Source organism: Streptomyces sp. NPDC098789 (assembly GCF_044759975.1).
Classification (GTDB): domain Bacteria; phylum Actinomycetota; class Actinomycetes; order Streptomycetales; family Streptomycetaceae; genus Streptomyces.
In genome coordinates this window covers 42158-53236 of the sequence record NZ_JBIWAJ010000009.1, presented here as the reverse complement: position 1 = coordinate 53236, position 11079 = coordinate 42158, and the positions used below count along the sequence as shown (strand labels likewise).

At 75.4% G+C, this 11079-nt stretch carries 7 protein-coding genes; 4 read left to right on the top strand and 3 right to left on the bottom strand.

The window, feature by feature from the left end:
• Positions 1-5 precede the first annotated feature (5 nt).
• Together ACIQWR_RS19840 and ACIQWR_RS19835 are read right to left on the bottom strand one after the other, a co-directional pair.
• On the bottom strand, positions 6-878 hold the full coding sequence (locus ACIQWR_RS19840) for a hypothetical protein (protein WP_404010995.1): 873 nt from the start codon (positions 876-878) through the stop codon (positions 6-8).
• Between the two features lie 3 nt (positions 879-881).
• Entirely contained in the window at positions 882-1943 is a 1062-nt protein-coding gene (locus tag ACIQWR_RS19835; RefSeq protein ID WP_404010992.1) for a 3-oxoacyl-ACP synthase III family protein, read from the bottom strand.
• Positions 1944-2330: 387 nt separating this feature from the next.
• Between ACIQWR_RS19835 and ACIQWR_RS19830 the strand changes: the two genes are divergently transcribed.
• The 4 genes from ACIQWR_RS19830 (at position 2331) to ACIQWR_RS19815 (ending at position 10401) form a co-directional block, all read left to right on the top strand.
• Positions 2331-3788, top strand: coding sequence for a non-ribosomal peptide synthetase (locus ACIQWR_RS19830; RefSeq protein WP_404010990.1), 1458 nt, complete (start codon positions 2331-2333; stop codon positions 3786-3788).
• 132 nt (positions 3789-3920) lie between these two features.
• Positions 3921-7238, top strand: coding sequence for an amino acid adenylation domain-containing protein (locus tag ACIQWR_RS19825; protein WP_404010987.1), 3318 nt, complete (start codon positions 3921-3923; stop codon positions 7236-7238).
• Positions 7235-8488, top strand: coding sequence for an acyl-CoA dehydrogenase family protein (locus tag ACIQWR_RS19820; RefSeq protein WP_404010985.1), 1254 nt, complete (start codon positions 7235-7237; stop codon positions 8486-8488). Before ACIQWR_RS19825 ends, ACIQWR_RS19820 begins: the two co-directional genes overlap by 4 nt.
• Before the next feature lie 74 nt (positions 8489-8562).
• Positions 8563-10401: a non-ribosomal peptide synthetase gene (locus ACIQWR_RS19815; protein ID WP_404010983.1), complete on the top strand. Its 1839-nt coding sequence runs from the start codon at positions 8563-8565 to the stop codon at positions 10399-10401.
• Here the strand turns inward: ACIQWR_RS19815 and ACIQWR_RS19810 are convergent.
• The gene (locus ACIQWR_RS19810; RefSeq protein WP_404010980.1) at positions 10398-10997 is read right to left on the bottom strand and encodes a TetR/AcrR family transcriptional regulator; all 600 of its coding nucleotides are present in this window, start codon (positions 10995-10997) and stop codon (positions 10398-10400) included. The genes ACIQWR_RS19815 and ACIQWR_RS19810 overlap by 4 nt on opposite strands.
• Positions 10998-11079: the final 82 nt, after the last annotated feature.

The following is an 11079-nucleotide window of genomic DNA, read 5'->3' as shown; positions in this document are numbered from 1 at the left end:
GCGCTTCACCAGCCCTCGGGGGTGTAGCTCGCGCAGACCACGACGGGGCCCGCGCCGACGCTGACGAAGAGCAACCGGTCGCAGTCCCGGGGCCGTCCGGCCTCCAGCGCCCGCAGGTAGCCGAGCACGGGGGCGGCGGTGTGCGGCTCGGGCTCCGGCTCGACCTCCGGTTCCCGCTCCGGCTCGGGCGGTCCGATGACGAGGGTGCGGGAGAGGTCGAGGCCGAACTCCCGCGCGTAGTCGGCGACCGCGGTGGCGGCGAGGGCGCTGCGGCGGGCGCCGTGGCCGGGCTCGCGCCGGACGGTGATCAGGGAGCGTCCGCCGCTGCCCATGCGGGTGGTGTCGAGGTAGCCCTCGCTGCCGACGGGACCGTCGGGCGCGTAGTGGCGTACGGGACCGAACCCGCTGTCGGGGTCGGCGCCGCGCTCCAGCAGCCAGGCGCCCGCCAGGTCGGCGTAGGGGTAGGCGGGGTCGCGGCGCGCGTCGCCGCCGGGGTGCACGTCGGCCGCGGTGATCAGGAGGCGTTCGGTGCTGCCGGTGTCGAGGAGCGCCTGGCCGACCTGTACGGCGCCCAGTACCCCGCAGGCACCGTTCATCAGGTCGAAGGAGAAGGCCGGGGCGGGGTCGGCGAGGTAGTCCAGGCTGATGCCCGCTTCCTTCTGGACCATGGCGGCGAGGGCCGGTTCGAAGGTGTTCGACTCGCGGTAGACGCCGACGTTGACGAGGACGCCGACGGAGGAGGCGGCGAGCCCCGCGCGGCTGAGGCAGTCGCGGGCGGCGCGCCCCGCGAGCGCGACGGTGGTGGCCCCGGCGGTGCTCCCGGCCGGGCCCCCGATGGAGGGGTGTGCGGTGGCCGCGGTGGTGATGACCATGCCCATGGCTCAGACCCCCATGTTCGTGATCGTGGCGGACAGGGCGCCGGTCACCACGCCGGAGGCGGCGGGGACCAGCAGGAAGGTGGAGCCGGTGCGGGCGGTGCCCGCCCGCAGGTGTTCGCGCAGGGTGAGGAAGTGGGAGGTGGTCGCGGTGTTGCCGAACCGCTCCACGACCGCGAGCGAGGTGGGCATCGGGACGCCGAACTCCCGCTCCCCGGTGGCGTTGACGTAGTCGATGAAGCGGGTGCCGACCTGGTGTTGGACGACGTAGTCGAAGTCCTCCGCCGCGAAGTCCCGGCCCGCCTTGGCCAACAGGTCCTGGTGGAACCGGGGCCACAGGGCGAGGCGGTCCTTGTCGTGCATCTTCTTGTTGTCCGTGTAGAGGGCGATGCCCTCGGTCCGGTCGCTGGGCATGCCCATGCACAGGTGCGAGTACTCGGAGCAGGTGAGCATCTCGACGTAGTGGATCCGGTCGGCTTCGTCGGTGGCCCGATCCATGATCACGGCGGCGCCCGAGTCGCCGACGGAGAGCGAGGCGAACTGCGGGTCGTAGGAGTCGCTCAGCTCGCGGGCGGCGGTCTCGGCGACGCGGGTCGCCTGCTCGCCGCTGACCACCAGGCCGGTGCGGACGGCTCCGGACCGGATCATCCGGTCGAGCACGTAGACGCCGGTCATCATGCCCGCACAGGCGTTGGAGACGTCGAAGTGGATCGCGGTCCGCGCTCCCAGCTCCCGGGCGAGCGAGCCGGCGAAGGACGGTTCGAAGGCGAAGCGGCCGCCGTCCTTGTAGCGGGTGATGGACGCCGATATGACGACGTCCAGGTCGGCGGCCTCGTAGCGGGAGACGGCCAGCGCGTCGCGGGCGGCCGACAGGGCCATCCCGAAGGAGTCCTCGCCCGCCTCGGGAGCGGGGTCCGCGACGCGGCGTTCCACGACTCCGGTGATCCGCTGGACGTCCACGCCGTGGAGGCTCTCGGTCCGTCCGATCAGGTCCCGGGTGGTCAGCGTGCCCGCCGGTATGTGGGCCCCGAGGGCCTCCAACCGGCTGCCGCACTCGGTCGTACTCACGTGGTCTCCAGTGCTGGACGAGCGTGCGCGGACGTCTCGGGGGCAGCGTCAACTGCCGCGACGGCCGCGCGGAAAGGGTGGGGTGGGGGTGCTTACTGGTGACAGAAAGCGAAGTTACCGTAACGTACGGACTTGCTGACCTCGCGCCGGAGCGGCCCAAAAACGGGCCAGAGCAATGAATACCGGCCAATCGCCGCATAGTTGCCATTACGCCAAAGGTCGGGTCTTTGGGCCTGTTTGGCGACCGGGGCCCACCGGGGCTTCGGTCGCCCCCTTCCGGCCGACCGGAACCGGACACGTCCGAACGGGCCGTCGATCGCCGAAAACCTGTCCGGAATCGCCTGGTCCGCCTTGACCATTCCATGGCACGGGCGAATGGTCGGTCACATGTTCACGACCCGTTCACAGGTGTGGACCATCACCACCCAGTACCTCGACCGCTACCGATCCCGTGCGTCCGGCGCCGCCGCCGACGCCGACCGCCCCCTCCCCGTGACCGGCGCCCAGCGCCGCTTCCTGCTCGCCCGCCACCTCTCCCCGCACGGCCGGGCCGACCTCGTCCCGCTCTTCTTCCGCTTCCCCCGCGGCTCCCTCGACCCGCGGCGCCTCGACGCGGCCGCCGGGTACGTCGCCGCAGGTCATCCCGTGCTGCGGAGCCGGCCCGCGGTCCTGGGCGGCGTACCGGTCCTGCTGCCGGTCGGCCCGCAGGAGCCGGGGGCGTACGTCGCCCGGCTCGGCGGACCCGACCGCGCACCCGATGGCCACGGCAAGGGTGGTGGGGGCGGTGGCGGTGGCGGTGGGGGCCGTGCCGGTGACCTGTTGCGGGCGGCGCTCGCCGGGTGGGGCGAGGGGCCGCCGCTGCGGCTCCTGCTGGCCCCCGCCGACGGGCAGGAGCGCGCGGAGGACGGTGGGCGGGACCAGGAGGTGCTGGCCCTCGTCATGGACCACGCGGTCTGCGACGAGCGGTCCATCGGCCGGATCATCGCCGACCTCTCCGAGGGCTACACCCACGGCCTCGGACCGGACGACCTGCCCGCCGCCCGGGCGCGGGAGGCGCTGTGCGCCTACCGCGCGGCCGTGCACGCCCAGTTGGCGGTGGAGGAGGCGGCCTCCGGGCCCGCCGCCCTGGCCCATTGGGCGCGACGGTTGTCCGGCCTCGCCGGGGCGGGTGGTCGGAGCGGTCCGCCCGTCCCGTCCGGGGCGGGTGACGGGGGCAGCGACGTCCTGTCCGCCCGGCTGCCCGAGCACTCGGGCGGGGGCGACCACGGCCGAGGCCCCGACCCGGCCCTGCGCTTCCCCGCCCTGCTCACCGCCTGCGACCGCGCCGCGCGGGTCCTGTACGGGCGCGGTCCGCGGGGCCCCGCACCACTGCTCGGCTACGCCTGGGGCGGCCGCCCGACCGGCGCCGAGGACGTGGTCGGCGCCTTCCTCAACACCGTCCCGTTCCTGGCCCCGCCCACCACCGACCACCACCGCACGGGTGTGGCGGGGGACGCGGACACGGACGCCGTCTTCGAGCTGTGGTGCGCCGACCTCGAACACGCCGACACGCCCTTCGACGAGATCGTGCGCGCGGCCCGCGCCGCGGACCTGCCGTGGCCCGGCCGCTTCGACGGCCTGCTCACCTTCGAGGACCGCGACCTACGGCCCGCGCTGCGCCTCGGCGGGGTGACCGGCGTCGAGATCCACGTCGACGGGCGGCCGCTCCAGGCCCCGCTGACGGTCGCGCTCGCGCACGGCGCGGACGCCCGGGTCCGCATGGCCTGGGAGCGCGCCGCCTTCCCGGACGGGGCGCCCGAGGAGGCGTTCACCGCGCTGCTCGCCGCGCTGCCGCCGGGCGCCTGAGGCTCCGCCCTCCCCCGCTCTCCCCCACCGCCGTACCCCGGACTTCCGGCCCACCGGAAGTCCCTTCCGGCGCGCCCGCATGCGCGCCCGTACCCACATCCATCCCTCTCGGTAGAGGAACGCGAACCGACCATGTTCGAGCTGTCCCCGTCACAGGAAATCGTCTGGCTGCACGAGCAGATGTCGCCCGGCAGCCACGCCTACAACTTCACCGCCACCATCGACCTGTGGGGCCCCCTCGACGAGGAGGCCCTGGTCGACGCCCTGGCCGAGACCTTCGCCCGACACCGCGGCCTGCGCCTCGAACTGGTGCCGGGCGACCCCGGCGACCTGCCGCGCCAGCGCGTGAACGAGCACGCCGGGCCACGGGTGGGCCGCGCCGACGTCAGCGGGCACACCGACCCCGAGGCCGCCTTCGCCGAGCTGCTGCGCGCCGAGGCCGATCGGCCCTTCGAGCTGACCGAGGCCCCGCTGATGCGCTGGCTCCTGGTGCGCCTCGCCGCGCGGCACCACCGCATCGTCCACGTGGAGCACCACCTGATCCACGACGGCCACTCCTTCACGACCCTGCTGCACGACGTGTTCACCGGCTACCGCACCCGGCTGCTGCCGGGTGCCCGGCCCGACGCGGAGCCGACGCACCGGCCGATGGCCCGCGCGCCGCGCTCGTACGAGGAGCACCTCAACGGGATCGCCGGCCCCGGCGCCGGCGAACGGCGGGCCGCCGGGCTGGAGTTCTGGCGCGAGCAGTTGGCGGGAGCCGCCTTCGACCTGCCGCTGCCGGGGCTGGCGCGGCCGGGCGTACGGCGCCGTCACGCGGGGGCCCAGCTGCGCCAGGCGGTCGGGGCGGACCTCGCCGACCGGCTGCGCGCGCGCAGCCGGGCCGAGGGGCACACCGTCTTCACCACCCTGATGGCGCTCTTCGCCGAGCTGCTGCGGCGGCACAGCGGCCGCGCCGACCTCGTCGTGGGCACCGCCGTCGGCAACCGCCCGGAGGGCCACGAGAAGACGATCGGGATGTTCGTCAACACCATCCCGGTCCGGCTGCGGCCCGATCCGGGCGCCCCCGCGCGCGACCTCGTCGACGAGGTGACCGACACCCTGATCCGCTGTCTGCCCCACCAGCAGCTGCCCGTACAGGAGTTGACCCGCGACCTCGGGCTGCACACGGACGGGGCGGACAATCCGCTCTTCAGCGTGATGTTCAGCGCCCATGACGCCCCGCTCCCGCGGATCGACCTGCCGGAGCTGGAGATCACCCTCTTCGAGGGGTTCAACACCGGCACCACCCGGTTCGACCTGGACGTGGTGCTGTTGCCCGACGACCGCCGCACGCTCGGCGGCAGCGGCAGCGGCAGCGGCAGCGGCGGTCAGCGGCCCGGCGCCGCCGGGATGACCCTGGTGTGGGACTACGACCGGGACCTCTTCACCGGGGACACCGTCGCGCTCCTCGCCGAGCGGTTCCTCGCCCTGCTGCGCGGCTACCTCGCCGAACCCGGTGCGGCCTTGGCCGCCCTCTCCCCCACCCCGCCGCAAGCGCCCGGCGCACCCGTCCGGGAGCCGGCCGCCGACACCCCTCCCGCCCCCGCCCGCGCCCCCGCCGCGGACCTGCCCGACCCGGCCCACCTGCTCGCCGGGCACCCGCGCGGTGCGACCGCGCTCGTCGCGGGCGCCCGGTCGCTGACCTACGCCGCCCTGGACCACGAGGTCGCGGCGCTGGCCGAGCGGCTGCGGGCGGCCGGTGTCACCGCGGGGATGCCGGTGGCGGCCGTACTGCCGCGCGGGGTGGACTCGGTGGTCACCCTGCTGGCCTGCCTGCGGACGGGCGCGGTGTACTGCCCGCTGTCCCCGGCCGATCCGGCCGCCCGGCTGGAGGCGCTGCTGGATCGGCTGCGGCCCGCGCTGGTGCTGGCCACCCGGGAGAGCGCGGCGGGGCTCCCGGCCCGGGGGATCCCGCTGGCGCTGCTCGACGGTCCGAACGGCACCGGCTCCGCCCCGGACTTCCCGGACGCACGGGCGGCGGCGCTGGTCGAGGGGGCGGCGTACGTCATCCACACCTCGGGTTCGACCGGGCCGCCCAAACCGGTCGTGGTGGGCCGCGGGGCCCTCGCGCACCACGCGGCGGCGGTCGCCGAGCGGTTCGCGCTGACGGCCGACGACCGGGTGCTGCTCTTCGCCCAGCCTTCGTTCGACGTGGCACTGGAGGAGGTGCTGCCCGCCCTGCTGGCCGGGGCCTGCCTGGTGTTGCCGCACCGGGAGGTCCCGACGGGGGCCGAGCTGGGCGCCGTACTGGCCGCGCGGCGGATCACCGTCGCCAACCTGCCGACCAGCTATCTGCTGGCGGTGCGGGAGGAGCTGTGCGCGGTGCTCGCGGAGGGCCTGTGGACGCCGCGGCTGCTCGTGGTCGGCGGCGAGCGGCTGCCCGCCGCCTCGCTCGCGCCGCTGTTCGCGGCGGCCGGCGGGGTGGGCGGCGGCGCGGGTACCGGCTCCGTCACCGTCCTCAACGCCTACGGGGTGACCGAGGCGACGATCACGTCCACCGTGCAGGAGGTCACTGCGGAGGACCTCGCGGAGGGCGGGGAGGTCGCGCTCGGGACGCCGCTGCCGGGCGTCACCGTGCACGTCCTGGACGGTTCGGGTCGCTACCCGCTGCCGCCCGGCGCGGTCGGCGAGCTCGCCATCGGCGGCGCGGGCCTGGCGGACGGCTACCTGGGCGACGACGGGACCACCGCGGAGCGCTTCGTCACCGTCGCCGCGCTCGGCGGCGCCCGCGTGTACCTGACCGGCGACCTCGGCCACCAGGACCGCGCCGGCCGGTTCCGGTTCCTCGGGCGCCGCGACCACCAGGTCAAACTGCGCGGCTACCGGATCGAGTTGGAGGAGGTCGAGGCCGCCGCCTCGGCCGAGCTGGCGGGGCGGCCGTGCGCGGTGGTCCTGGATCCCGGACCACCGGCCGGCCCCCGGCTGGTGGGTTTCGTACGGGCCGGCGCCGAGGCGCTGGACCAGGCCGACCTGCACCGGGCGCTGGGCGCGCGGCTGCCCGCCGCGCTGGTGCCCGGCCAGTGGCTGGAGCTCGATGAGATCCCCGTCCTGGCGGGCGGCAAGCCCGACCGGGTGCGGCTCGCGCGGCTGGCGGCAGAGGCCGGGCGGGCCCGCGCGAGCGAGGCGGCGCGGGCCCGGTCCGGGCGGCCGGCGGGGCCGGACGATCCGGTCCTGGAGGTGCTCGGGGACGGCTGGCGGCACGTGCTGGGGCACGACCGCTTCACCCCGTCCTCCCACTTCTTCCAGGTCGGCGGGCACTCGCTGCTGGTCGCCCAACTCTCCGCCTGGCTGGCGCCGAGGCTCGGCCACCGGCGCCCGCCGCTGCACGTCCTGCTGCGCCACCCGGTCCTGACCGATCAGGCCGAGGCGCTCAGGAAGTTCGATTCCGAAGCGGAGGCCCGGCGATGACCACGACGCGGGCGACCGATACCCGGACCGGAGCCGGCGGCCCGGTGTCGCCGTCCTCCGTCCTGGAGGGCGAGCACGGCGAACTGACCGACTCCTTCCGGTCGTTCATCGCGCGGGAGTTGGTCCCGCTGGCGGCCGAGCTGCCGGAGGACTGCGACCTGCCGCCCATCGAGCTGCGCGACTGGGTGCGGCGGCGGTCGGCGGCCCTCGGTTTCTACGCCGGGGACCATCCCCAGGAACTCGGGGGCTCGGACGTGCCGTTCTCGGCCGTCGTCCAGCTGCACCACGCGGCGGGTGCGAGCGGCTGCCCGCTGGCGCCGTACGCCCTGGCCGGTTCCGACGGGCCCAGCCCGCTGCTGCGGGCCGGCACCCCGGCGCAGATCGAGCGCTACCTCGCCCCACTGGTCCGCGGGGAGGCGCTGCGGTGCCTGGCGCTGACCGAACCGGACGCCGGCTCGGACGCCTTCTCCCTCGCCACCACGGCCCGGCGGACCGGGGACGGCGGCTGGGCCCTGTCCGGACGCAAGACCTTCGTGAGCCACGCCGACCGCGCCGACTTCGCCCTGGTCGTCGCGACCGTCCCCTTCGACGGGGGAAGCGACAACGGGCGGGACGGGGCGGACCACACGGATCCGGTCGGCGGCCCCACGGCGTTCATCGTGCCCATGGACACCCCGGGGCTCCGGATCGGCCAGCGCTTCGCGGGCATGTCGGGCGAGCCGCTCTTCGAGCTGCTGCTGGACGGCGTACGGCTCGGCGCCGACGCGGTGGTCGGCGGTGGGCCGGGCATCGGCGCGGCCCTCGGCCAGGGGATGGACAGCCTCTCGCGCGGGCGCCTGGTGGTGGCCGCGCAGTGCAACGGCATCGCCGAGTACGCCCTGGAGCTGGGCGTCGCGCACGCCCGCGAACGCTGGGCCTTCGGCGCGCGCATCGGGTCCTACCAGCACGTCCAGGAACACCTGGTGACCAGCCGCGCGGAGGTGGAGGCGGCCAAGCTGCTCACGCTGGCCTGCGCCCGGCTGGTGGACGGGGGGACGGAGGTGCCGGAGCACGCGGCGCTGGCCAAGCTGACCAGCTCCGAGACCGCCGTCCGCGTGGTGGACCGCAGCCTGCGGGTGCACGGCGCGGGCGGCTGGGTGCGCGGCCATCCGCTGGAATTCCTGTACCGGCACGTCCGGATGATGACGATCATCGAGGGCACCTCGGAGATCCAGAAGGTCATCGTGGCCCGGGCGATGGGCCTGGCATGACGCACGCTCCCACTCCCACTCCTTCTCCTTCTCCTTCTCCTTCTCCTTCTCCGCTTCGTCATCGAGGAACCCGCATGCCCCCTGACCCCCTCCCCCCGGCCGGCATCGTGGCCCGGGTGGCCGCGCACGCCCTCGCCACCCCCGACGCCCTCGCGGTGCACGACGGCCGACATGACCTCACGTACGCTCAACTCATCGCCAATGCGGCCCAGTTGGCCCAGGCATTACGCCTCCGCGGGATCGGCCCCGGCTCGGCCGTCGGGCTGCTGGTGCCGCATTCGGTGCGGGCCGTGGTGGCCCAGCTCGCCGTGTGGTGGGCCGGTGGTCACTACGTACCGCTCGATCCCGACCACCCCGACGAGCGCATCACCATGACGCTGCGGGAGACCGGCGCCGCCCTCACGGTCGGCGACCCCGACCTCCTCGCCGACTCCCCCGTGGCGGCCGCGCACGCCCTGCCGCTGCCCCCGCTCCCGTTCCCGGTCCTCCCCCGCGCCGCCGGGGCGCCCGCCCCGGTGGCGGAGCCCGCGCCGTACGACCCCGACGCGACGGCCTACGTCCTGTACACCTCCGGATCCACCGGGCGGCCCAAGGGGGTGGCCCTGACGCACCGGGGCGCCGAGTCGATGGCCACCGGACTGCCCTGCGACCCGCTGCGCCCGGGCGACCGGATGTTGTTCCACTCCCCCATGGCCTTCGACGCCGCGGCCTTCGAGGTGTGGGCCCCGCTCGCACACGGCGCGACCGTGGTCGTGTGCGCCACCGGGCGACCCGCCGTCGAGCACCTCGCGACCGAGGCAGCGCACCTGGGCGCCGACGTCGTCTTCCTCACCACGAGTCTCTTCCACCACCTGGCCGCGCGGGATTCGGCGTTGTTCGGGCTCGTACGGACCGTGGTGACCGGCGGCGAGGAACTCTCCGGCGCCCACGCCCGCCGGGTCCTGCGCCTGCGCCCCGACCTGGAGCTGGTCAATGCGTACGGGCCCACCGAGGCCACCACCTTCGCCACGGCCCACCGGGTCCACGACGCCGACTGCGCCGGCGCGCCGCCCCTCGGGCACCCGCTGCCCGGGGCGGGTGCGCACGTCCTGGACGGGCGGCTGCGTCCGGTGCCGCGGGGCGCCACCGGCGAACTCTGGCTCAGCGGGGCCCGCTTGGCCGCGGGGTACGTGGCCCAGCCCGCGCTGACCGCGGAGCGGTTCGTCGGGCCGACCCCGGGGGACGCCCGGCGCTACCGCACCGGTGACCTGGTCTCGGTCCGCGCCGACGGCGCCCTGGTCTTCCACGGCCGCACCGATGAGCAGGTCAAGGTGCGCGGCCACCGGGTGGAGCCGGGCGAGGTCGAGCACGTCCTGTTGCGCCATCCCGGGGTCCGCGAGGCGGTCGTGGTCGTGCGCCGGACCTCGGTGGAGGACGCCCGGCTGACCGCGTTCGTCGTCCCGGAGGCCGGTGCCCGCTGCGACACGGTCGCCCTGCGCGATCACGTGTCCGCGCTGCTGCCCGCCCATCTGGTGCCCGGCACCTGGGTGTTGACCGACGGCTTCCCGCTCACCGGCAGCGGCAAGGCCGACCGCCGCGCGCTGGCGCGGGACCCGCTCCCGCCGGTCCGCACCGGCGGCCGGCCCGGTATCGGCGACCGGCCCGCCGCCGACGGGGTCGCGGCGCCGCCGCCCCTCTCGCCCGTACAGCGAGTGGTGGCCGACGCCTGGTCCGCGGCGCTCGGCCGGCCCGTGGACCGGCCCGACGCGGACTTCTTCGCGCTGGGCGGCCATTCCCTGCTCGCCCTCACCGTGGTCGAGGACCTGCGCCGCGACCTGGGTGCGGAGACCGCGCTCGCCGCGTTCTACGCCGACCCCACCGTGGCGGGGCACGGCGCCCTCCTCGAAGCCGCCCTCCGGGAGGAGCTGCGCTAGGGGGTGCCGGTGTCGGTGCCGGTGCCGGTGCCGAGGACGCTGTCGACGTGGGCCGCGAGTGCGGCCCGCAGGTCGGCGGGGGTCATCTGCTGGCGGTCGATCAGGTGGGCGACGAGGTCGGCGCGTACGGCGGCGAGCAGCGCGTGAGCGGTGAAGTCCGCGTGGTGGACACCGGGCACTTCGGCCAGCTCCGAGCGCAGGGTGTCGTGCCACCAGCCGTAGTGGTCGGCCTGGTAGGGGCTGCTGAGTCCGGCGTCCTCCGCGGCCGACATCAGGTTCCGGTTGTCGATCTTGAAGCTCAGCAGGGCGTCGAGGAGCTCCCGCACGCGCCGGTGCGCCGAGGATCCGGCCGCCTCCTGGGCTTCCCGTACGGCGTGCCGCAGGGGTTCGAGGCGGGACGCGATGACGGCGCCGATCAGACCGGCACGGTCGCCGAAGCGGCGGAAGAGGGTGCCCTTGCCCACGCCCGCGGCCGCGGCGATGTCGTCCATCGACACGCTGTGGGGGCTGCCGCTGGTGGCGAAGAGGGCGTCGGCGGCGGCAAGGACGGCCTCGCGGTTGCGCAGGGCGTCCGCGCGCTCCGGGCGCTGGGTCATGGGTCCTCCGTGGTCTTCGGCCCGTCCGCGGTGTGGCGTCCGACCGGCCGGAGCGTGTCGTCGAGCCAGTCGAAGATACGCG

Bases quoted from the DNA above. Each gene is read 5' to 3' on its own strand.
- ACIQWR_RS19840 (WP_404010995.1), bottom strand. From the start codon at position 878: ATGGGCATGGTCATCACCACCGCGGCCACCGCACACCCCTCCATCGGG.
- ACIQWR_RS19830 (WP_404010990.1), top strand. From the start codon at position 2,331: ATGTTCACGACCCGTTCACAGGTGTGGACCATCACCACCCAGTACCTC.
- ACIQWR_RS19825 (WP_404010987.1), top strand. From the start codon at position 3,921: ATGTTCGAGCTGTCCCCGTCACAGGAAATCGTCTGGCTGCACGAGCAG.
- ACIQWR_RS19820 (WP_404010985.1), top strand. From the start codon at position 7,235: ATGACCACGACGCGGGCGACCGATACCCGGACCGGAGCCGGCGGCCCG.
- ACIQWR_RS19815 (WP_404010983.1), top strand. From the start codon at position 8,563: ATGCCCCCTGACCCCCTCCCCCCGGCCGGCATCGTGGCCCGGGTGGCC.
- ACIQWR_RS19810 (WP_404010980.1), bottom strand. From the start codon at position 10,997: ATGACCCAGCGCCCGGAGCGCGCGGACGCCCTGCGCAACCGCGAGGCC.